This is a genomic window from Clostridium sp. LS (assembly GCF_002760435.1).
GTDB lineage: Bacteria > Bacillota > Clostridia > Clostridiales > Clostridiaceae > Clostridium.
Genome location: NZ_AUUU01000126.1, coordinates 1 through 21,212 on the forward strand (window position 1 = coordinate 1; position 21,212 = coordinate 21,212).

Genomic DNA, 21,212 nt, shown 5'->3' on the forward strand with positions numbered 1-21,212 from the left:
AAATATTAATTTTTCCTTATCAACCATATAACCACTCCAAACATACGTTCTTTAAGAGATATTATAGCGAACACATATTCGGTTGTAAAGCAAATTTTTTCGAGTAATCCTGCAAACCTAAAATGAAAAGTTAAATTCCATTAGCTAGAATCCCGTCCTGCACTTATTTATTATGAAATATGTAACTACCATCGTTTATCTATAGCAAACTATTATAATTGCATGATTAATGAAAATATATAAACTCAATACTGTAACATTAGCTAAACATGGAGTAGCTATTGATACTAATATTTCTAATGATGATTCTCTTAAGACAGCTTGAAAGAAAGGCAATAAACATGATCAAACCTGTGGTGATGTTTATTGTCTTTAAATTGGTTTATAATTTTTATTCTGCTACCTAAATTTTTGATATATAAAATATTAAAACTAAGTAAACAAATTGTAATTTGTCAGTCAGTATAAACTTCATTATATGGATTTAATAACGCATATACATAGGTATCCCAATATATAGGGCGTCCTTTCTCATCTTGACGGAAAGAAACATTTTTTCTAAAATGTGCTTCACGTATCATTCCAATATTCTCCATCAACTTCCATGAAGGTGTGTTTTGAGGAGCACATTCTGCGTAAATTCTGTGAACACCTTGATTGAACATATAATCTATAACTGCTTTACTGGCACAACTTCCATATCCCCTATGTTGATAGTTCACATTTAATACATATCCCAGCTCTCTTGAATTAAAACTCCTATTTCCTAAATAAATATTTCCAATGACTTTATGCTCTTTTTTTAGCTCAATTGCATAGAATTCATCACTTTGCACTCTGAATTCAATCTCTTTCTTTGCTTTCTGGCAAGTGAAATCGGGATATGCCTCAAATTCAGCATTAACTCTCTGCAGCATATATTCACATAAATCTTTTTCATCCCTCAACTCAAAATTACGAATAATTAAATCATCTGTCTCAATTCTCATTTTTATATTCTCCTTTAGCAGCAAAACCTGCTTCTCAAATTATAATTTCTACACCATTTATGAATACTACGAAGTGGACCTTTTGTGAACTACTTGCAGAGAATTATTTAATATAGTTTACTACGTTTTCCTTTCTCTCAGCAACTTTCTTATCCGCCCCTGCTTTGTATCCTAACAAAATAACACACACAGGTTTATACCCTTCGGGAAGATTCAGCTCTTTTATGAATTGGTTATCGGGTTCTGCATCAATGAGTTGCGGCAACCCGCTGACCCAGCATGAGCCAACATCTAAAGATTTAGCGGCATTCATCATATTTCCGGCAGCAAGAGAACAATTTTCTACGGTGTACATTTCCGTTTTGTCACCTGAAATCACAACAATAGTAGGGGCGTTATGAAACAAATGAACTTTTTCATTGTTCCCTATCTGCTGTAAAAAATGAGCTTTTTTATCATTTTTCATCTGCTCTAAAAACGAAACAGGCATCATTGCATATATTTTTTTTATAGCTTCAGATAATTGGCCAATTAAACGCTTATTTTGAACCACCGTGAAATGCCATGACTGTTGATTTGATGCTGAAGGTGCATATGTTCCGGCTTCCAAAATAGCTTCAAGTTCAGTATCCTTGATTTGCTCCGGTTGGAAATTTTTAATACTACGCCTGCTTTTAATGACTGACAATGTTTCATTCATAATAAAATCCTCCATTAATTTATTTCTGCTTAATTTACACGCATTTGCTCATAAATATTTTTTCATATTCCCAAGCACAATTTCATACCCAATGGGATACATGTGACCCCCATCAAATGTGAGCTCTTTCCGCAAATTCCCGTCAGCATCGGCTAAGCCATCATTGACATTGATAAATTCATAGTGATACTTTTGCGTAAGCAGCGCCACTTTGCTGCTTGCTAATTTAAGTATTTCATTGTTTCGCTTCGAAAAAAATGCCTCGTGCTCGGCCTCTGACTCACCGAAATCTGCCACCGGATTGACCGGATAATAAGCCATCACAAACACCTGTGTCTCGGGCAATTCTTCCTTGATTTGCCGCAAAATTTGGTCATAATTGGAGAGAAAAGTGTCTTCTGGAACGCCGAAGCCCGCATCATTTGAACCAATATTAATAAAAATCTTGCTCGGCGCCAAATCGAAAATACAGACATCCATCGCCATCAGCAGCTCCGCTGTGGTCGTTGCGCGAATCCCCCGATTATAAATCAGTTTGTCCAAGCCAAGATTTTGCTGCATTTTTTCAATCGGGAACATTTCCATAGTGGAAGACCCGACGAAAACAATTTGTCCTTTTTGGGCCGTTTGATTCTCCTTCGCAAAGCGTGCTCGTAGGTCACTTTTATATTGCTCGATGTCTGGGTTCATATTCGTTAGTGATGTTGATTGTTCTGACATAAATATCAACTCCTTTTCATAATTACTATAGTTTACGCCCCGTTTCAGCGTATCTCACCCAAAACTCTATCTGCCTACTAAAATCAGCTGACAGAGTTATTTGATTTGATGACAAGGTTAAAAGAATACAATATTATTATTTAACTTGGAAACTAGAGTATACTGTGTGAACTTCGACTCGCATAGGCATTTCGGCTAAAAGCTCCAAAACTTCATCGTGACCTGCCTCTATAGCTGGATTAGTAAAGTGGCGAATGAACGAATTCTCATCTTTGTATAGCTCGAAAGCCCATAAAGTGTCTGAATCCTTGTCATCTCGGCAGAATAACCAGTTCACCGGACCGTCTGGGTCACCGTTGTAATGAAGTTTATTCGTAAGTTCAAACAGAGCGTCTCCTTTTCCAGCCTTGGCGCGCATTTTAAGCACCGTACCGGGCTGGTTTGGGCTAATCATCTTATTTCCTTTTTCTGTTGCAATCATATTATACCTCCGATATTTATTTGACTAAAATCATTTACTACGCTGCTTTTTATAATGTTGTTCCATCATTTCAAGCATCTTGGGAGGCACTTCGCCATTCGGTCCTATAGCATTGCGGAAAGCATCCCATAAGTCATCAAGTCCAGAGTTTTCACCTAATTGTTTTTCAAGCTCTGCAATAATTTTTGATAAGTATTCACTCAAATTATTCTTTTCAACATCGCTGAGGCAATTAAAAATCTCATCTGAATCCTGTTTGCTCAGTTCCGCTTGCATCGCAGCTTCCCTGCCGGTCTGTGTAAGTTCTATGTTCATAACTCTCCTGTCTGTCTCTGATTGTGTCCGACTGATATACCCGGATTTTTCAAGCTTGGTAAGCAGCTGACTTAATGCCTGATTACTCATATCTAGAAGATTCGAAATTTCTTTTTGGCTAATTTTCGGCTGTGTTTTAAGCAACGTCAAAATGCGTCCTTGCCCTCTGTTCGGGTCGGTAAATGCTTCATTTTCATTTCTAATGTGATGCGAAAATCTGTGAAAAAGCATCGTCACTCGGGAAAACTGTTCCATTAAATTAATTTTGCTGTCCATTACCTTATCCTCCAATAACATTATATTTTATTTTTATCAACTAATTAATTATCAAGTACTTGTTTATATTTTATAAAGTACTTAACAATATGTCAATACTTTTAAAAAAATTGTAGTAACTTATTGATTGAGAAATTTGAAAAACAAAAAAGCAGCCCGCATATAATATTTGCGCACTGCCCATTATATAAATTTTTAAACTCTCGCAATATTCGAGTTAAGCCGATATGCATGTAAAAACAAGTCACTTTAAAATTAACGATCATTGTAACCTCTCTATTACGACCTTTATGAAAAAATCTATCTGTATATGCATATTTGAAATTACATTTCTTCTGAACACTTTCCGAATTATAATTTTCTATCACGTGGGTACATATAATCTTTTCAAGTTTCAATTGCTCAAATCCATACATCATTAAACATTTACAGGCATCTGGCATATATCCATTTCCCCAATAAGAATATCCAAGCAAAAAACCTATTTCATGTTGAAGTTCGTTCTCGCAATATTTGCTTCCCGGCATTGTTATAAAACCTATATTCCCAATTACCTTATTATGTTCTTTTAAAATAATTGCAAATGTATGTTCATTCACTAAGATATTTCTTAAGATATGCTGACTTTCCTCAATATCTCTATGAGGTTCCCATCCACAAGCTGGTCCAACGTGTTCATCACTTGCAATTTCATATAAACTTTCCACATCTGATTCAACTCAGTGCCTAAGAATTAATCGTTCTGTCTCTAATACTTTCATTCCCATATTCCTCGTATTATAATTTTTATAACCAAGAAATCTTCTTGGTATAAGCATTCTTATACATCCTCTCTCTAATATTTTATTTCATAGCTAAATAATATTCTCCCTTTAGCCAACTTCTCCACTTTTTTTATAGTAAGCTTACCTAATCTATGCTTTAAATCACCATTTATATTCTAGTTTATCGTGGTATATTTTATTAATATATGAACATTCCCCTAGAAATTGAAATTTGTAAGTTTAGCATTTTGCTTAATTCTCTCACTCTAAATAGCAAAACCAAAGCATTTGCATCACGATAGACTTTTTATTGCTCGCTTTAAAATAGTATCCCAAGGTCTTGACTCAATCACTTTAATACCATTCTGATTACAAGTATCTGTTATCCACTTTCCATATGCAATGCTTATTTCAGCCCTGTAATGTTGTAAATCGCCACCTTCTCGTGATAAATAATTCTGCAATATTTGATTTATGTCTGATTCATTCACAAAAATTGATTTTACCTCTGGATTATTGAAAGATATTGTAAATTCAGGATAGATAAAATCGCCCTCAATAATGATAGGTAATTTATCTTCAATATGCCTGTTTACAATCTCTTTCAATATCGGAGCCATTTCTTTGCTTACATCAATCAACCAGTTTACATTGCCATCAACTCCAATATTTTTCCAATCTACACCAGTATTCCAATAATGTATTGCAGGAAAACTTTCCTTTGTTGTAACTGTTTTTACAGATAGGTGAACATCATCTACTTCCAAGACATTCACACCATAGAATCGAGCAATTTCATAAGCTATGCTTGATTTTCCTATTCCTGAAGCTCCACCAATAAATAAAACTGTCCAGTCTCTATCATTATTCACTTATTAACCTCCTCTACAAACTACAATTTATCTTTAAATTAATCCTCACAACATATTTTCAAAATACCATACTGCTAAATTCTCAAATTGGTTCTAGTTCAGTACCTATATATACGTCCCTTTTTAGTATTGTGTAGTATTTTAAACATAAAAAATACCGCAAATTCAGCGTTCAATTTGAATAATACGATTTTTATTGGTTCATGGTTCATAAAGATTGCGAATTGCCTCAACGATAAATTGAAACTTGTCAGTCACCTAATTTCTTGTTCTTTTACTTATTGAAGGAATGGTGATATTTGTATTTGCTTTGAAAGTTCATACGCAACTGGTAAATCACTATCGTCATTAACAAATACCCGTCCAACGACAAGAATTGAATTCTCGGGGCAAGCAATCTGTGGCATTCCCTTTGGTGCACTCCCGTTCCATCCCGGACCACAAATTAGGTACTCACCATTCTTAGTACCTGTCGTTCGCGTGCCGACATAGTCAAAACTGGTATTTTGAGTTGGATCGGTAAACTGCACACTATAATATCGCCCATCCATATCTGGCACATGCAATATCTGAGGTCCCTTGCGGAGATCCAGCCAACCGATTGTATAGAGCGTGTCTCGGTTCACACCTGTAGTAGCCAAGGAAGACCCTAATGCATTTAATGGATCTGAAAATTGTTCTTTAGGCTGTGTGTAGAGCGTATTGACAGGTACCGGCCCACCTCCGAATCCTTTTACCAGTATTGCTCGTTTATAAACTGTTAGTAACATTCGAGGTAAAAAATATAAAACCATAATCCATGTTAAGGCTACAAATGAACTAAAAATCAATAGATGTTCCATTATTCTACCTCCTTAACTTCAGGTACGTTATATTTTCCTTCTATAACTTCTTCATCTGGCAAATATACCCGAAACCAAAGGATAAAGTTGCCAGATGGTGCAGGCAGCCAATTGGATTTGCTTCCTGAAGGAGCAGTATTCTGAATATATATATCAATAGATCCATCCGTGTTGGGTATAAGCTCTGACCGATCAGACAAACTGTAACGATTGATTTCATTTTTAACAAAGTGGTTCTTATTATCTCCAATCGTCAATGACCAGAATGCATTGTTCGGCGGAAATCCACCATCTGGAAAATGCATTATATAGTTGTGTTCCCCGGAAAGGCTACGGTTTGTGCTGTCTACAGATGTGGTCCAGTACATAGCCTCCTGTGGTATATTAATCGGACCGGGAAAAGCTAAGACGCATGCGGCACGACGCAAAATTCCGTTTCCTGGTACACAGCACCCTGTCGATGTTGTCCATCCATTGACTTTTTTTGACATGATTATTGAAGTAATAAAAGCAGAGAAAATAGCTAATCCAAAGCCAACTAATATACCTTGTATCACATCCGTTCTAAATGGTGTGGAATTACTGAAAAAAAAGATATGCCTAACGATAACATAGGCACAAATCACCCCGACGAACATCATATAAACTCTATATGTTTTTTTTGTCATATATTTACCTCCCTCACAAATTACTATTTATCCATGTCTTTTTTTATAATCTCTGCTTCGACTTAATTTACCATTGTGCATTAATTATAGTATATTTCGTAAAAATCGTATTATTCAATTTTCAAAGAACATTTATATAATTTACTGCGTCAAATCTACAGGCTGTGTAGGTTATATGAAAAATTGTTTCATTAAATTCTATAATTATAAGATGTATTTATCTGATTTGAATCATCCCAAATGCTCTAAAGCTTTTTCTGTTACTTGTTTAACGAAATCACTTTTTGCCATAGTATACCTAATCCATTCTCCTCCAGAGGAAATAGCTAATTTTCGTTTTAAATCTGCATATTTCATAGCGTATTTAGGATTTTTTCTTAAAAAATCTCTAAATGCGATACGCTTCCATAAGTTATAATTACTTAAATACATTATTTCTATTGCTACATGGTTGAAAATTTGGGCTATATTCTAGCGCTTGGGTACATATAAATAAGCCATTACTATTAATACCAGCAATATCTCTATAAATATTATCGATTAATCCTGAAAAGTAAAAAACATCACTATCAGCATAATTATAAATATTTAGCTTTAAATCAATGTCATTCGAATCAAAATTCATGCCGTAAATTGGATTGTTTTGACTATACACTGCAAAGCTTGTGCACATTTTAGAAAGCTCCTTAAAACTAATTAATCAAATAATTTTACATAATTAAAAAATTAATGCATAAATTAAATATACTTATATCTATTACATCATTATGTAAAATTTAATCTAATTAACTTCATAATACAATATTAACATCTAGACCTATATATGGAAACATTTTTTACTGCTTAGGATTCCTCGTTGTTTACATATCAGCAAAGTTGGAGTCTGCTAGTAATTATTTCATTATAGATATTTTTTTCAATTCATATGATAACTTCTCATATAGTATTATATTTTGAAAAAACTTTATCTGCGCATGCAGTATTATCTCCATTAACACAATACACAAAAAAGGACTAGTCTAATGCGTACAGCTATTAAATGCCTAGAAGGCTCCTCCAAAGTTGGAGCCTTCTAGGCATCTAGCAGTTGTAGCTATATGACCTGTCCTTTTTAGGGTGGTGGATATGGCGCTCAGACAATTATTTAATTTCATCTACCATTGTGCTTATTGGGTATCTGGTGTGTTAAAAATTTATTCAACTAAATTTTCTCCATCTTTAAATGCTCTTAAAGATAACTCGTCAAATATTGCTGAATCAGGAGCATGATTAGTTCCACAGTAATGAATATTATCCTTTAACTTCCAACCATATAATTCGAATATATCATGAACAAATTTAATGCCCCCTTCACCAATTTTAGGATCTGGGTTTCCTTGAGCAAATATAGTTATTAACTTTTTACCTGGATGTCTAGGTGTGAAAATGTGTCCTTGACCTTCTTCAATCATTGGAAATGTACGGTCTAACCAAACTCTTGCTTGACCTGTAATTTGATAATAATAGATTGGAGAACCAAATACAATAGCATCTGCTGCCTTAATAGCCTCATACATCGGTTGAAGATAATCATTAACAGCACAACCGTCATGAGTACGACAATAACCACATCCTTGACAACCACGAATTCCAGGATCATTTAAATCAAATTCCATAATCTCAGCACCTTTAGATTTTGCTCCTTTTGCTACTTGTTCTAATAATTTTGCAGTATATCCATTCTTTCTTGGACTACCTTTGAAAATAACTACTTTTGACATTTATATCTCTCCTTTTAAATACAAGATTTTCTTAAATTAAATTAAGCATCTATTGACTAGCTTTATTATATTAAGTAACATATAAATCAACAAGTACGCAAAAAATATTTAGTTACTAATATTTATATAAGTAATGGAGGTTGCATTTATGGAAAACTGTTCTATAGAATATGCTTTAAACATTATAGGTGGCAAATGGAAACTATTAATCCTTTGGACTATGTCCAAAAATGGAGTTATTCGATTTAATGAATTGCAGCGAAAAGTTGATGGCATATCCAGTCTAATGTTATCAAAAAACTTAAAAGAGCTCGAAGAAGACTGTCTTATTATCCGTCGTCAATACAATGAAATTCCACCAAGAGTAGAATATGAATTATCAGAACTTAGCCAAAAACTCATAGTTGCTTTACAGGTTCTTGGTGAATGGGGAGAGGAAGTTTATAAACATAAACATCCATCTATTTAATACATATTTTTATATTCACGGAATTTATCATAAACTTTCTTCAGCAAACAAAATAAGGAGAACCGACTCCATCATCTGGGTTTAGTTCTCCTTTGTTACTTAGGTACATTATTAAATTATCATTTATAAAATTTATCCATTCAACAAAAAACACAAATCATTTTGTATACTTAATCAGTGTTTCTTGATTATGAATCATTATTTTCTTAAAATCTTATCCATCGCTTTTCCCTTTGCTAATTCATCAACTAACTTATCTAAATAGCGAATTTCCTTCATAATTGGTTCTTTAATGTCTTCCACTCGAACACCGCAGACAACTCCTTTAATCAGAGTTCTTAAAGGATTCATTTGAGGAGCTTCCACAAAGAAAGTTTCAAAATCTGTCTGTTTTTCCAGCTCTGCTTCTAGCTCTTCCTGGCTATATCCTGTCAACCAACTAATGATTTCATCAACTTCTGTTTTCGTGCGTCCTTTTTTCTCCGCCTTCGCAACATAAAGGGGATATACACTTGCTACGCTCATTGTATAGATCTTATGTTTTGTCATGATACATCCTCACTTAAGTAATTTTCTTTATTATAGCACAAAATCATATAATTATTTTGAAATAACTTCTATTCCCTCTTCTGTTACGAGAACCGTATGTTCCCATTGTGCTGAGAGAGAACCATCAGCGGTCAATACAGTCCATCCATCATTTTCATCTATAAATATTTCATGACTTCCTGAATTTATCATTGGCTCAATTGTAAATACCATCCCAGGGACTAAAACCATATCTGTTCCTCTTTTTCCAAAATGAAAAACAAATGGTTCTTCATGAATATCTAATCCAACTCCATGTCCTCCAAAATCTCTAACTACTGAATATCCATTACTTTCTGCATGTTCCTGAATTGCCGCCCCAACGTCTCCTAAAAAGCCCCAAGGTTTAACTTCTTCCAAACCTTTATTTAGACATTCCTTAGCTATTTGAACTAATTTCTTAGCTTCTTCATTTACTTCGCCAATCATAAACATCCTTGATGCATCTGAATAATATCCATTTAATATAGTAGTTGCATCTACATTTACAATATCACCACTTTTAAGGATAACATCTTTACTTGGTATTCCATGACATACTACATTATTTATTGATACACAAATACTTTTAGGAAATCCATCATAATTAAGAGTTGCCGGAATTCCACCATTAGATATTGTATAATCATATGCTAATTTATCTATTTCCTCTGTTGTCATGCCTTCTTTGATATTCTCAGCAATTAAGTCTAGAAGACCATTATTAATTTCAGCACTCTTTTTTATTCCTTCAATTTGCTCTTTTGTTTTTATAAGGTTTCTGGTTGGTACTATATGTCCTTTTCTTTTTAGGCCACTTATCTTTTTATCAAATTCTAAATGACAATTTTTATATTTTAATCCGCTTTTGCACCAACATAAATCATTTCTACTTAATACCATAGTATTATTCTCCATTCAAATATTTATTTTGCTATTTAATTGTGCCGCCATGAAAAAAACATTCAAAAACCTTTATATCCTCAAAATAAATTTCCTCATGTCCTTGGAACCAATTAAACTCCCCATTAATAATACAATGATATTTATACTGTCCATTTTGATAAATAATAGGCCCTCTATATGGATTATCCTTCGTTACTAAACTCAAAGCTTCCTTTAAAAAACCACCTGAAAATCTTTCATCTAAAACTCTTCCAGTATAATTCATTGACCAAATTGGGATATCATCCTGCCATAAACCTTCTTCTCCTGAAAATCTTTCTCCGCCTAAATAAGTATCTATATATTTTAAGCTTCCCTCTGAATATTCTAAGTCATGAGAATTTGGCCTTGAGGGCCTACATTCTGGCCCTTTTCCAGCATAGGTGGATTTTTTGGCCCTACATAAAAAATCAATTATACTCTCATTTATATTGTTAACTTTATTTTCCTCAATATACAAGCGGCAATTTTCCTCATAATCATTAACTAATTTATCAATGCTTACCTTAAAGAACTCACTTAATGCAATTAATCTAGCTATATCAGGATAAGACTGTCCTACTTCCCATTTTGCAACTGATTGCCTTGATATACCTAAGAATTCAGCTAATTTTTCTTGTGATAGACCTTTTGCTTTTCTAAGTATTTGCAATTGTTCTTGAAAACTCATAGTTTAATCCCTCCTGCTATCAGTATACTGACAATATTATCATGTTTCTACCACTTAAATATAACAAAGTTGACAACTAAAAGTTGCATTTAGCAAAAAAGTAATTATAATATCAATCATTTATTAGCTAAAAAGTATTAACACAAAGTAAATTGCAATGACAATGAACATTATATTAAAGATATTTATAATCTCAATTTCACCATAAATAATAAATATAATATAACAGGTAATCCTATTGCAGATAGTATTGTGATTACAACACGTACTTTTTTCTCATCTCGTAATATAAACAATAAAAACTTATATCCTAAAATACCAACTAATCCACCCAAACAATTTAAAATTATGTCATCAATATCTGCTGCTCCAATGCCTAAAAGCCCCTGAATGATTTCTGTAAATAAACTCACTTTGAATATAAATAGTAGATTGGTCATTACTCTTTTATTATTTTTAAATAGTAGCAAATATGCACCAAGGGGAGTAAAGATAACTATGTTGCCAACCACATTACTAAAAGCGAATCTTTTTATAGTTGCAGAGCCACTAAATATATATTCCTTTATAGTATAAAAAGGAATGAGATTGATTGACCTCTCTAAAGTTCTTTGACTATTAAACAGATCCAAAAGCGAAACTCTTGATAAGAACAATAGTTTAATTAAAAAAAGTATGTAAAAAATGAAAACTCCATATAAAAAGACTGTTTCAATTCTCTCTCGTTTATTCATAATACCTCCATTTTCCTATGTGATTATTTGATTGGCAGCTTAACTTCAAATATAGTTTTATCATTATTGCTATAGGCCGATATCTTCCCATCATGAAGCTCTATAATATTCTTTGTAATAGATAGCCCAAGCCCAGATCCCCCTATATCGCTGCTTCTTGATTTTTCTACTCTGTAGAATCTATCAAAAATATGTGGTAAGTCTATTGATGGTATTGCCTGCCCATAATTTATAACTTGAACTACGGCCATATTTTCTTCGAGCTTTGTTGCTACATCAACGTAAAAACCATCTTTTCCATACTTAATTGCATTAGATAGTAAATTCTCAAATGCTCTAACTAGCTTCCCAGCATCTGCATTCACTATTAGCTTATCCTCCGAAAAATCAAGTCTTGATTGCATATCTGCATGTTTAAATTGATATTCAAAACCTGCAACTACCTGACCTAGTAACTCTACTAAATTAATATCAGCTTTATATAAATTAATAGTATTGTTTTGCATTTTAGTAAGTTCAAATAAATCATTAATAAGCACATTTAAAGCTTTTGCTTTTTCAAAGGCTATATTTGCATAATATCTAAGCCTTACTTCATCTTTATATTTGTCATTATCAATAATTTCTAAATACCCAATTATAGAAGTTAATGGCGTCCTTAAATCATGGGAAACATTTGTTATTAAATCATTTTTAGTTTGCTGAGCTTTTCTTTCCTCTATTGTCCTCTCTTTAAGCTGCTTTGAGATGTTATTTATATTTTCTACTAAACTTGCAATGTCACCTTTTGACTCAACTTTTATTAGTCTTTCCAAATCTCCACCCGCCATTATTTCAGTTTCATCTATAATAGCTGCAAGACTTTTAGATTTTCTATATGTTATTAATAGGTATAGACCCGCAAATAATGTTCCTTCAACAATTACATAAGCATAATTTCCGAAAATATTAAAGTTAAGAATCCTCCAAAATTTAAAAATATAATTAATAAATTGAATTTTGGTGTTCATATATAAATAAATTAATATCTTACTACTTATATACAAAATTACATAAGTTAATACTGCTGCACCCAATGCATCAGCTAAGGACGATAACCAGTATTTATAGAACCTTTTATTTTTCAATTTTATAGCCAACCCCCCATACAGTATGAATTATCTTATTTCCTTCCATATACTGCTCTATCTTATCCCTAAGTCTGCTCATATGCACCATTACAGTATTATTGGATTGAAAATATTTTTCTTTCCATACTCTTTCAAAAATTTCTTCTGCACTAAAAACTCTTCCTCTATTTGTAGCCAATAAGTATAGTATTTCAAACTCTCTTGCTGTTAAATCTATTTCATTATCCTCAACGGTTACCTTATGCCTGCTCTTATCTATAACCATTGATTCAATTCTTATTTGATCTTCTAAAGTCTGAATTTTAGTATTTAAAAAATATGCTCTTCTAAGCAATGCTCTTATTCTAACTGTAAGTTCTAATTGATTGAAAGGCTTGCAAACATAGTCATCTGCACCAGTCATAATCCCTTGAATTTTATCCATATCCTCTGCTTTTGCACTTAACATTAGAATTGGTATATTATAATTTTCTCTTACTCTTCTGCAAACCTCTAGTCCATCAATATCCGGCATCATTATATCCAAAACTATTAAATGAATTTCTTCCTTATGTAATATGTCCAAAGCCTCCATGCCACAGCCTGCCTTAAAGACACTATATCCTTCATTTTTAAGATTTATTTCCAACAAATCTCTTATTGCTTTTTCATCATCTACTACAAGAATATTATTATTCATTTATTCCTCCAAATTTATAGTCATTTTTTTGATTGTGCCAAGTATTCCTCTAATGTAATTCTATTATCATAAATATACTTAGCAGCTTCTTTCCCAACATATCTAATATGCCAAGGCTCATATTCAATACCTGTTATATTTTGCTTTCCATAAGGATATCTTATAATAAAACCAAATCTGTAGCAATTTTCTGCAAGCCAGTCCGCTTCTTTTGTTCCTTTTACGAAATTACCACTTTTGTTTGTAATATCAATACATAGCCCTGTTTGATGTTCGCTAAATCCAGGTTTAGCTACATATGCATCTGCAAGCTTCTTTCCATTTGTTTTTATCCTGCTAGTATAAACATCTTTTTGTGACTTATATGATCTATAGCCTGAATTACCAAGTAATACAATCCCATCTTCTTTAGCTGCATTCACTAATTCTTCTAGAGGATTTGCAATAATTCCTGCTACATATTTCTCTTCCTTGTCCGCTCCAGAAGCAAATGGTATATTAGGCACCGTTAATCCGTCTGGCTTATAGTCTGTGCTTAAACCATTCTCCATATTTACTAAAATCAGCTCTTTCTTTGTATTAGTTTTATTTAAGTTTACCAACTTGTCTTCTTTATTTAAATCACTTCCAATTTCATCAAGATTTATACCTCTTAATTCTGCAGCCATCCCATCCATCACATACCATAGTCCGCAAATTACTATAATAAATACCAAAATCTTTTTGAACACATTTCTCATTATATCTGCTCCTCTTCTAACAACTTAATCTAATTGTAGAAGAATCACTTTACAACTCTTATAAGAATTTCTTACGAAATCTTAAGTTTTTAATTTCTGATTTTATTTATAAAAATAGAGCAGCTTAAAACTACTCTATAAAGCTTTTATTTAGTTATTGAAATTATTTTTCATTTCCTATATCCTTTAACAGTCCTTCAAACCACTCTATATTTACTAAATGGTGAGAATGTGAATTCTCCAACATTTTTCTGAAATAGGTAGGAATAGTTTCATTATGTGCAATAGAGTGTTCTAATAAAGAAATTTTCTTTTTTGTTTCTTCGATTTGTATTTTTATTAGTTTTATTAGATCTTCACTTTTATATTCATCAGCAAATAGCATTGCTGCATAAAAAGATAAATTTATATATTCTGTCTTAGAACCATACTTATACATCAATTTTTCAAATTCCCTATCTCCTAGTTCAGTGATGATGTAATTATTTGTCTCCCTAGTATTATCCGATTGATTAATTTTTTTAATATATTGTTTTTCTTCTAATTGTTGAAGATTATAATAAAATGACCCTTTAGTGAAGTTTACTATATATTTATAGTGTCTCTCTTCCATCAATGCTAATAATTCATATCCATAAGAACCTGGGTTTTGTTTTAATAAACCTAAAATTAGTAATGGTATCAAGAAAGCACCTCCTTTATGTTCTTCATCAAAATTATATTAAAAGTTATCTCATAATTATAAGTTTTTATCATTGTTTATTTCCATCACTTGAGATGCGAATTCCTCATATGATATTTTTCCTAATGCAAAATCCATACTCTTCATATATATCTTTTCTGTTTTTGTATGTGTTCTAGAATTATTTATATTTAGCAGCTCATTTTCATTAACTAATGGCTCCAATACATGTTGTTTACTAGAAAATGCTTCAAAATATCTTAAACCAAATTTTCTTTGAGAAATTGCATCAATGTGGATACCATCAGGATTAGAAGTTAAACCTGAGGCTGTGACAAAGTAACAATTATCTTGTTCAAAGGCAAATTTTTGTAACTCTTGATTAATGAGAGTATATTCGGTACAACTCTTTCCAAATCCTTCTTTGCCTAAAAAATCCCCTAAGCCACCAATAATGATTGGAATATCTGGAGCGCTTAACTCCTTTCTAAGAGTCTCAATAATTAAAAGTAGTTTTTTATAATAAACTTTGTAGTTACCATTAGCACTATCACTTTCTCCTTGATGCCATAGAATTCCTGTGAGCTTGCTATTTTGCATAGCAAATTTAGCTTCGGTTATTGCATGTCTAAAAAGCACTCCCTCTACAGCCCACTCATCTAATGTGCTTCCACCTTCAGCACAAGGAATCAATCCAATAGTATCTTCTTGGTTTTGACGACACCATGCATCTGCAAATGAACCCGCCAGACTTATTCCTGAAACAGGACGATCATAATTGATGGGCTCGGTCATCATCTGCCATCTACCATTCCTGAGCATTTGTATTCTTTCATTATAAATTGGGGGCACCTCATGAATAAACCCACGCCCAGCCATATTTGACTGTCCTATCATTAAAAACGATTTAATCATTTTTTTCATCCTTTCTTATGTTTAATCTTTATGAAGAAATAATTCCAATTATCAATAAATATAAAGCAGCTACTTATTTAATTCGTGGCTTTATTAGATTTTCCTAAATATGAAAAACTAATAAATTTATGATTAGTCTAATTAGACTAACCACACTTAAATATTATAGTCTAATTAGACTAATTGTCAACTATAATTATCTTCTTAACATTTATACTGGGTCTTGTTTAACTTAATTCTACTGGCATCTAGAACCTAAAAATTATTAGGTGATTCAAGCGGTTTAATTAATTCACTCATAGATTTGATTTTTGTTTAATTATGAAATTTATTAAAAACTTTGAGCATAAAAAACACACCATTCATTGAGAATAATGTGTTTTTTATTAATTATTTACTTTTACTCAATAATTTTATTACTAAAGTGGTTGCACTAGCTGTTATTATTATGATTTGCCGATCTGAAAGATTTCCTTTACAGCATCTTTTTTAATTAACTATTATTCCCTTTTGCTAATTTCATCTGTGATTAATGATTTTGAAATATATAGCGCTTTTATCCTATATTTATTTATATTCTATTACAATCGTCAACTTAATATTAATTCCTTACAGGCTGATAGCAAAGCTGAACAACCCCTGAAGAAAATTTATTGGTATTAATAAGCTTGAGGCTTAATCTCTGCTTTATATCGATAAACATAGGTTTGCCATCTCCTAAAATCACTGGATGAATAGATAATCTAAATTCATCAATAAGATCTAGATTTAAAAAAGTTGTTATAAGACTTGCTCCTCCATAAAGCCAAATATCTTTGCCTGGCTCATTCTTTATTTTCTTTATTTCTTCTACTATATTACGGCTTATTAGATTTGCCTCTGGATACTCATTTATAGGATTTTTTGAGAACACATATTTCTTTTTACTATGAACTAGCTTCCAAATTTCTTTCTCAGCATCTGATGTTTCATTCTCTGGAATGTATTGTCCCCATAATTCATAGCTTTTGCGCCCATATAGAATTGTATCAATATTATTCAAGAAATCAATAAACCCCATATCAGGATCCATAATACACCAATCCACTTCACCGTTTGGCCCCTCGATAAATCCATCTAATGTTACAGCTAAATCTAAAATTATTCTTCTATTACTTTCAGTATTTAACATGACATTCAGCCTCCCCTCAAAAACATTTTTATCATATTATTCTTCTACATTTGGAAAATAATATTCGCCACCTCTTGCATACCCAGAAAAATAGATAAAGAATAATTATTTTCTCAAAAGAAAATATGTACCACGAAGTTTAACGAATACTATATTTTCAATTCTTCAATCAGCGTTCGCCCGATTGGGTCTGCATCAGAGAGGCATACAGGGTCTTTGACAATCAGTCCTGCCTTCTCATGCCAGAACTCACTAAATAGGATGTATAGTGGCTTAAGCCGTTCAATGTCTCCGCCCTCCGCTAACGTTTTTGCAATGAAATCGATGGCAAAATACATAGTCTTGCTTTCATATGTCAGGTGAGGGTGTGGATGTCCATGGGCATCGATTACCCAGATAATTAAGTTCCCCACCTGTTGCAGTCCATAACAAGGGGTTATACCGAGCTCTTTACAAAAAGGAATAAGTTGGTCGTTGAAATCCATCTTCGAACGGCAATTTACAATAACCAAATACTTAGAAGAGCTATCCTTAGAGAAAACATGCGCAAAATTCACACGCTCTACATCTCCATGTTGCTTTTCATAGGCAAGATCAATCCCGGTACACTCTTTAAATCGAGTGAGTTCACTTGGTAAAAAACGTGTGAGGTCGAGTTGCGGGTTCGATGCTATTGCAACACTTCCTGGGATTTTCGCAGCCGTGAACAAGCCTGATGTGCCACCTGATGAAATTGAATAAAAGATGATCCTCTCGTTAGGTATGCCCAAGCTTCGTGCCACTCTGGTTACAAGCTTCGCCGTCGCTTCGCGGTAGTCTCTTTCATGCGTGCCATAGAACCAGCCTACAGCTATGTCTGACTCAAAGTACATCGGATCTTCAATGCTTAACAAATGACCTTTCAGAAACGTAGACCATGACCACTTACGGAAGCGTGGAAGTGGTCCATTCGCAATTGTCCCGTCATCGCGCATGGTATCTAGCACAACATAGAGATAATCGTGTTCGCTTGCATGATAAAAGCACTCAAAATGCGCACCATCAACCTGAGTATTGAATTTGCCTTCTGGTACTCTGTCAAATTGTTCATAATCCATACACACACTTTCACCTGTGAGAGCTGACGCATCAGCCGAACGGTATCTCTCACGTCTACATGCTTCGAGCGTTTCAGCAAGATCAGCCTCAGTTCCTTCGGCATCGTACCCACAGGCTATATTTTCAAGAAATTCGATTGCTGGGAGACTGTCGTTGTTATTCAATTTCTTTTGATGTTTAACAAAGTATCCTTGATTTTCTTGCTCTTTTTTCATAAAAACTTATTCCCTTCCCCATATATTTTAGTAGAAAAATTTAGTGGTTGAACTATAGTCACATTGTATCAGAACACTTGTTCTAACACAATGGTTTTATAGAAATTTGTGAAAAGGTAAAGTTCCACCTACTTAATTGGGATAAACGATGATTCAAGCCTAGGAATTGGTATGCCTAGTCTGCGAGCTTCAGTAAGAGTATCCCGTACAAATATTACATTACTTTCAGCTTTTAGATTTTCACTTCCACTAGCACTTCTCATTATTTCTCTAGGTAGCTTCCCCTTAGCTAATGCTAATTTCATTACAAAAGCCACAAGGCCTGCAGGTAAATTCACCGCAATATTTGTTATTGTACTAACCTTAGAACCTTTAGCTCTCATCAATGGTATGAGCTCCCTTAATATTAATGCAAAATCTTTAAGGGCACTTGTCGAATCGAATAGATTATCTAAGGAACCCACTTTTGAGGCTGCAGCCATTAGGCTTGCATTAGTAATTACATGAAACCATAGCCAATTACGCATATCTTTCTTTTCAGATATACCAAAACCTGCATTTTTAAATAAGCTAGCCACTGTATCATATCTATTTTTATTAGTAATATTCTCAATGAATCCCATAAATATATTTTTCATAAACCCACCATCTAATGTGTTTTGGTTTATAAAAGATCCACCAGCTCCTGGAAATCCCCAGACAACTTGTTCTTTTGGAATTGATCCAATTGAATTTAGAGGTTCATCAATAATATTATTAAATATTAAAACAGTTGAATTATTAACAAGTGGCTCTAACCAATTTATTATGTTACTTAATTGATTATGATTTACACTAATCATAATCAAATCAAAATCATGGTTAGATGACAGCTCTTCTATCATTTTGATTTTCCAAGCTTTATTTACTGAGTCACCTTTTTTATTCTTTCTACCATCTAATATTTTCAAATTCACTATATCGCCATACTGATTGATTCTTCCTGGACGAACATAAAATGTTACATCATTACCCGCTCGTTCTAAAGCCCATCCATATTGTGTTGAAATTACTCCTCTACCTATCATTAAAATTTTCATTATATTACCTCCTATTAAACACATGTTGTCTATAACACAAGTGTATGTTAATATAATATTTAATTACTCACAAAGCTACAACCAATAGATTTTTGGCTATGTTGTGTAAACAACATTTTGCTAAATCTGTTGCTTTATCAAAGGAGATTAATGATAAATTATGAATGAAAAAGACCCAAGAGCAGTAAGAACGAAAAATTTGATTAAAGAATCATTTGTTAAATTACTTGAGGAAAAAGACTTTAAGTACATTACAATTAAAGATATTACAACAAAGGCCACTATAAATAGAGCAACTTTTTATGCTCACTATATAGATAAGTATATTTTATTGGAAGAACTCATTGTGGATTGCTTTGAAGAAATGTTGCCAGTAGAAATTTCAAACACTATAAATTTAACTGAAGATATCATAAAGGAACTTATTTTATTCCTTTATGAATACAATATCAATTTTTATCATACGCGCAAGATTGATTCAACATCCATTGCTTCTACTGTAGATAATTTATTAAAACATAAAATAGACAATCTTATTGAAAAAATATTAAAAAGCAAGGCAGCTAGAGATGAGCTATATTCTAGAGACATAAATATTCTAGTCAAACTAATCTCCTCATCAATATATAGTTGTGCCCAATATTGTTATCTTAATAAAAATGATAAAGAATACGCTATTGAAAAAACACTTAGCTTTATTATGAATGGAATAAGAGCTGTTAGATAATCTCTCTTTTAAACCTTCTAATACTTCTTCTGGCATTTCCCTGACCTTGATATCCTCACCTAGGAAAAGTATCCAATTTATCATTTCTGTCAATTCTTCCAACTTATTAACGTTGATAAAAGTCTTTAGAACGGCTGTTGCTAAGTAAGGATTTGTGTAGTAAATTGAAACCTTTAACGGATGATATTTTTTGTACTGGGCAATTGCTTTTGAACCAAGTTCAAGAACAAGATTTATTACTTCTTCCTGCTTACTTAGCTTCTCTAAAATCTTTTGATCACTTAGTCTCTTTTTCGTCGGGTAAGGTTCAACACTGGTGAGATGATCAACTGAAAATAGATGTTTCTTTTCTTCCTTTAAGTCAAAGCCTTCAATAAACCAAAGGCCATTTTCATGATAAAGGTGCAAAAGATAAATTGAGTAAGATTTTATTATTATCCCCTCTTCGATGGAAATCAATAAATATCTATCCAAGAGAAGAATTTGGATTAGCTTTTCCAATATTGGGTGAGGGAGGTCTGAAAGATTAAGTATGTCGGGATTATAGGGATTGGTTCCTTCAAAAAGCAAGATTTGATTTAAAAGAACCAAGTCATCTTGTTGGTTTTCTGATATGAGGCCTAGTAATTTTTCAGCTATAGACTGACGACTCTTTAGATATGGGAGTTGTTGATTTCTTGTGGCCATAAAGGCAATAAAAAGAGCTTTGACCTCATTGTCGTTAAAGTGAACAACAGGTAGGACTGAGTTATTCATAACAGAATACCCACCATCCCTTCCAACTTCTGCGATAAGAGGCATTCCCATAGCCTCAATATCCCTAATATCTCTAATAGCTGTCGAACGAGAGATGTTAAATTCTCGCATGATTTCAGAAATTGTAAAGTGGGCGCGGTTGTTGATATACCGCATGATGATATTAATCCGTTCAACTTTTTTCATATGGCCTCCTAAATAGTATCATTTTTTGACATGATTTAAAATTATTATATAATCATCAAGTG

At 32.8% G+C, this 21,212-nt stretch carries 27 protein-coding genes; 2 read left to right on the forward strand and 25 right to left on the reverse strand.

From position 1 onward, the window contains the following. Positions 1–455: 455 nt before the first annotated feature. The 12 genes from COL3_RS23320 to COL3_RS23375 form a co-directional block, all read right to left on the reverse strand. The gene (locus COL3_RS23320) at positions 456–989 is read right to left on the reverse strand and encodes a GNAT family protein (protein WP_008422530.1); all 534 of its coding nucleotides are present in this window, start codon (positions 987–989) and stop codon (positions 456–458) included. 103 nt (positions 990–1,092) lie between these two features. Next, on the reverse strand, positions 1,093–1,689 hold the full coding sequence (locus COL3_RS23325; RefSeq protein WP_008422528.1) for a nitroreductase family protein: 597 nt from the start codon (positions 1,687–1,689) through the stop codon (positions 1,093–1,095). Positions 1,690–1,737: 48 nt separating this feature from the next. Further along, positions 1,738–2,409 carry a GDSL-type esterase/lipase family protein gene (locus tag COL3_RS23330; RefSeq protein WP_008422526.1) on the reverse strand — a complete coding sequence of 224 codons (672 nt, stop codon included), beginning with the start codon at positions 2,407–2,409 and terminating at the stop codon, positions 1,738–1,740. A 136-nt stretch (positions 2,410–2,545) separates the two neighbouring features. Then, positions 2,546–2,890, reverse strand: coding sequence for a hypothetical protein (locus COL3_RS23335; protein ID WP_008422524.1), 345 nt, complete (start codon positions 2,888–2,890; stop codon positions 2,546–2,548). A 30-nt stretch (positions 2,891–2,920) separates the two neighbouring features. After that, positions 2,921–3,481 (reverse strand): MarR family transcriptional regulator, encoded by a 561-nt coding sequence (locus COL3_RS23340; RefSeq protein WP_008422522.1) that lies wholly within the window; start codon positions 3,479–3,481, stop codon positions 2,921–2,923. A 101-nt stretch (positions 3,482–3,582) separates the two neighbouring features. Next, complete coding sequence (locus tag COL3_RS23345) at positions 3,583–4,188, reverse strand: GNAT family N-acetyltransferase (RefSeq protein ID WP_008422520.1); 606 nt, start codon at positions 4,186–4,188, stop codon at positions 3,583–3,585. Positions 4,189–4,538: 350 nt separating this feature from the next. Next, the gene (locus tag COL3_RS23350) at positions 4,539–5,117 is read right to left on the reverse strand and encodes a hypothetical protein (protein WP_008422516.1); all 579 of its coding nucleotides are present in this window, start codon (positions 5,115–5,117) and stop codon (positions 4,539–4,541) included. A gap of 278 nt (positions 5,118–5,395) precedes the next feature. Beyond that, on the reverse strand, positions 5,396–5,959 hold the full coding sequence (locus COL3_RS23355; protein WP_008422514.1) for a DUF1254 domain-containing protein: 564 nt from the start codon (positions 5,957–5,959) through the stop codon (positions 5,396–5,398). Continuing rightward, positions 5,959–6,627: a DUF1214 domain-containing protein gene (locus COL3_RS23360; protein ID WP_008422513.1), complete on the reverse strand. Its 669-nt coding sequence runs from the start codon at positions 6,625–6,627 to the stop codon at positions 5,959–5,961. The genes COL3_RS23355 and COL3_RS23360 overlap by 1 nt, the downstream gene beginning before the upstream one ends. 231 nt (positions 6,628–6,858) lie before the next feature. Then, on the reverse strand, positions 6,859–7,059 hold the full coding sequence (locus COL3_RS23365; RefSeq protein WP_035283182.1) for a GrpB family protein: 201 nt from the start codon (positions 7,057–7,059) through the stop codon (positions 6,859–6,861). Next, positions 7,046–7,300: a hypothetical protein gene (locus tag COL3_RS23370; RefSeq protein WP_008422511.1), complete on the reverse strand. Its 255-nt coding sequence runs from the start codon at positions 7,298–7,300 to the stop codon at positions 7,046–7,048. The genes COL3_RS23365 and COL3_RS23370 overlap by 14 nt, the downstream gene beginning before the upstream one ends. 520 nt (positions 7,301–7,820) lie before the next feature. Continuing rightward, positions 7,821–8,387, reverse strand: coding sequence for a flavodoxin family protein (locus tag COL3_RS23375; RefSeq protein ID WP_008422509.1), 567 nt, complete (start codon positions 8,385–8,387; stop codon positions 7,821–7,823). Between the two features lie 148 nt (positions 8,388–8,535). Between COL3_RS23375 and COL3_RS23380 the strand changes: the two genes are divergently transcribed. Then, the gene (locus tag COL3_RS23380; RefSeq protein WP_008422507.1) at positions 8,536–8,856 is read left to right on the forward strand and encodes a helix-turn-helix domain-containing protein; all 321 of its coding nucleotides are present in this window, start codon (positions 8,536–8,538) and stop codon (positions 8,854–8,856) included. 198 nt (positions 8,857–9,054) lie between these two features. On the opposite strand, the gene COL3_RS23385 is transcribed toward COL3_RS23380, so the two are convergent. The 12 genes from COL3_RS23385 to COL3_RS23440 form a co-directional block, all read right to left on the reverse strand. Then, positions 9,055–9,405: a DUF2200 domain-containing protein gene (locus tag COL3_RS23385; RefSeq protein ID WP_008422505.1), complete on the reverse strand. Its 351-nt coding sequence runs from the start codon at positions 9,403–9,405 to the stop codon at positions 9,055–9,057. Positions 9,406–9,456: 51 nt separating this feature from the next. Next, positions 9,457–10,326: a methionyl aminopeptidase gene (locus COL3_RS23390; protein ID WP_008422503.1), complete on the reverse strand. Its 870-nt coding sequence runs from the start codon at positions 10,324–10,326 to the stop codon at positions 9,457–9,459. Positions 10,327–10,357: 31 nt separating this feature from the next. Beyond that, positions 10,358–11,038, reverse strand: a complete 681-nt coding sequence (locus COL3_RS23395) for a DUF5680 domain-containing protein (RefSeq protein WP_008422502.1) — start codon at positions 11,036–11,038, stop codon at positions 10,358–10,360. 185 nt (positions 11,039–11,223) lie between these two features. Further along, positions 11,224–11,772: a VanZ family protein gene (locus tag COL3_RS23400; protein ID WP_008422501.1), complete on the reverse strand. Its 549-nt coding sequence runs from the start codon at positions 11,770–11,772 to the stop codon at positions 11,224–11,226. Between the two features lie 23 nt (positions 11,773–11,795). Continuing rightward, the gene (locus COL3_RS23405; protein WP_008422500.1) at positions 11,796–12,899 is read right to left on the reverse strand and encodes a HAMP domain-containing sensor histidine kinase; all 1,104 of its coding nucleotides are present in this window, start codon (positions 12,897–12,899) and stop codon (positions 11,796–11,798) included. Then, complete coding sequence (locus COL3_RS23410) at positions 12,889–13,581, reverse strand: response regulator transcription factor (RefSeq protein WP_008422499.1); 693 nt, start codon at positions 13,579–13,581, stop codon at positions 12,889–12,891. Before COL3_RS23410 ends, COL3_RS23405 begins: the two co-directional genes overlap by 11 nt. A 20-nt stretch (positions 13,582–13,601) precedes the next feature. After that, the gene (locus COL3_RS23415; RefSeq protein ID WP_008422498.1) at positions 13,602–14,321 is read right to left on the reverse strand and encodes a M15 family metallopeptidase; all 720 of its coding nucleotides are present in this window, start codon (positions 14,319–14,321) and stop codon (positions 13,602–13,604) included. Positions 14,322–14,484: 163 nt separating this feature from the next. After that, positions 14,485–15,006, reverse strand: a complete 522-nt coding sequence (locus COL3_RS23420; RefSeq protein ID WP_008422497.1) for a helix-turn-helix transcriptional regulator — start codon at positions 15,004–15,006, stop codon at positions 14,485–14,487. A 54-nt stretch (positions 15,007–15,060) separates the two neighbouring features. Further along, positions 15,061–15,918: a sialate O-acetylesterase gene (locus COL3_RS23425; RefSeq protein WP_008422496.1), complete on the reverse strand. Its 858-nt coding sequence runs from the start codon at positions 15,916–15,918 to the stop codon at positions 15,061–15,063. Positions 15,919–16,519: 601 nt separating this feature from the next. After that, the gene (locus COL3_RS23430; protein WP_008422495.1) at positions 16,520–17,089 is read right to left on the reverse strand and encodes a dihydrofolate reductase family protein; all 570 of its coding nucleotides are present in this window, start codon (positions 17,087–17,089) and stop codon (positions 16,520–16,522) included. A 149-nt stretch (positions 17,090–17,238) separates the two neighbouring features. Next, positions 17,239–18,402, reverse strand: coding sequence for a hypothetical protein (locus tag COL3_RS23435; protein WP_008422494.1), 1,164 nt, complete (start codon positions 18,400–18,402; stop codon positions 17,239–17,241). Positions 18,403–18,530: 128 nt separating this feature from the next. Then, complete coding sequence (locus COL3_RS23440) at positions 18,531–19,481, reverse strand: 2-dehydropantoate 2-reductase N-terminal domain-containing protein (protein ID WP_008422493.1); 951 nt, start codon at positions 19,479–19,481, stop codon at positions 18,531–18,533. 160 nt (positions 19,482–19,641) lie between these two features. Here COL3_RS23440 and COL3_RS23445 point away from each other — a divergent pair, with 160 nt between their 5' ends. Beyond that, positions 19,642–20,208, forward strand: coding sequence for a TetR family transcriptional regulator (locus tag COL3_RS23445; protein WP_008422492.1), 567 nt, complete (start codon positions 19,642–19,644; stop codon positions 20,206–20,208). Here the strand turns inward: COL3_RS23445 and COL3_RS23450 are convergent. Further along, positions 20,101–21,150, reverse strand: a complete 1,050-nt coding sequence (locus tag COL3_RS23450; protein ID WP_008422490.1) for an HTH domain-containing protein — start codon at positions 21,148–21,150, stop codon at positions 20,101–20,103. The two genes, COL3_RS23445 and COL3_RS23450, sit on opposite strands and share 108 nt — an antisense overlap. Positions 21,151–21,212: the final 62 nt, after the last annotated feature.

Bases quoted from the DNA above. Each gene is read 5' to 3' on its own strand.
- COL3_RS23330 (WP_008422526.1), bottom strand. From the start codon at position 2,409: ATGTCAGAACAATCAACATCACTAACGAATATGAACCCAGACATCGAG.
- COL3_RS23450 (WP_008422490.1), bottom strand. From the start codon at position 21,150: ATGAAAAAAGTTGAACGGATTAATATCATCATGCGGTATATCAACAAC.
- COL3_RS23385 (WP_008422505.1), bottom strand. From the start codon at position 9,405: ATGACAAAACATAAGATCTATACAATGAGCGTAGCAAGTGTATATCCC.
- COL3_RS23370 (WP_008422511.1), bottom strand. From the start codon at position 7,300: ATGTGCACAAGCTTTGCAGTGTATAGTCAAAACAATCCAATTTACGGC.
- COL3_RS23335 (WP_008422524.1), bottom strand. From the start codon at position 2,890: ATGATTGCAACAGAAAAAGGAAATAAGATGATTAGCCCAAACCAGCCC.
- COL3_RS23320 (WP_008422530.1), bottom strand. From the start codon at position 989: ATGAGAATTGAGACAGATGATTTAATTATTCGTAATTTTGAGTTGAGG.
- COL3_RS23375 (WP_008422509.1), bottom strand. From the start codon at position 8,387: ATGTCAAAAGTAGTTATTTTCAAAGGTAGTCCAAGAAAGAATGGATAT.
- COL3_RS23355 (WP_008422514.1), bottom strand. From the start codon at position 5,959: ATGGAACATCTATTGATTTTTAGTTCATTTGTAGCCTTAACATGGATT.
- COL3_RS23390 (WP_008422503.1), bottom strand. From the start codon at position 10,326: ATGGTATTAAGTAGAAATGATTTATGTTGGTGCAAAAGCGGATTAAAA.
- COL3_RS23395 (WP_008422502.1), bottom strand. From the start codon at position 11,038: ATGAGTTTTCAAGAACAATTGCAAATACTTAGAAAAGCAAAAGGTCTA.
- COL3_RS23435 (WP_008422494.1), bottom strand. From the start codon at position 18,402: ATGAAAAAAGAGCAAGAAAATCAAGGATACTTTGTTAAACATCAAAAG.
- COL3_RS23340 (WP_008422522.1), bottom strand. From the start codon at position 3,481: ATGGACAGCAAAATTAATTTAATGGAACAGTTTTCCCGAGTGACGATG.
- COL3_RS23440 (WP_008422493.1), bottom strand. From the start codon at position 19,481: ATGAAAATTTTAATGATAGGTAGAGGAGTAATTTCAACACAATATGGA.
- COL3_RS23415 (WP_008422498.1), bottom strand. From the start codon at position 14,321: ATGAGAAATGTGTTCAAAAAGATTTTGGTATTTATTATAGTAATTTGC.
- COL3_RS23365 (WP_035283182.1), bottom strand. From the start codon at position 7,059: ATGTATTTAAGTAATTATAACTTATGGAAGCGTATCGCATTTAGAGAT.
- COL3_RS23425 (WP_008422496.1), bottom strand. From the start codon at position 15,918: ATGATTAAATCGTTTTTAATGATAGGACAGTCAAATATGGCTGGGCGT.
- COL3_RS23430 (WP_008422495.1), bottom strand. From the start codon at position 17,089: ATGTTAAATACTGAAAGTAATAGAAGAATAATTTTAGATTTAGCTGTA.
- COL3_RS23360 (WP_008422513.1), bottom strand. From the start codon at position 6,627: ATGACAAAAAAAACATATAGAGTTTATATGATGTTCGTCGGGGTGATT.
- COL3_RS23380 (WP_008422507.1), top strand. From the start codon at position 8,536: ATGGAAAACTGTTCTATAGAATATGCTTTAAACATTATAGGTGGCAAA.
- COL3_RS23325 (WP_008422528.1), bottom strand. From the start codon at position 1,689: ATGAATGAAACATTGTCAGTCATTAAAAGCAGGCGTAGTATTAAAAAT.
- COL3_RS23410 (WP_008422499.1), bottom strand. From the start codon at position 13,581: ATGAATAATAATATTCTTGTAGTAGATGATGAAAAAGCAATAAGAGAT.
- COL3_RS23400 (WP_008422501.1), bottom strand. From the start codon at position 11,772: ATGAATAAACGAGAGAGAATTGAAACAGTCTTTTTATATGGAGTTTTC.
- COL3_RS23445 (WP_008422492.1), top strand. From the start codon at position 19,642: ATGAATGAAAAAGACCCAAGAGCAGTAAGAACGAAAAATTTGATTAAA.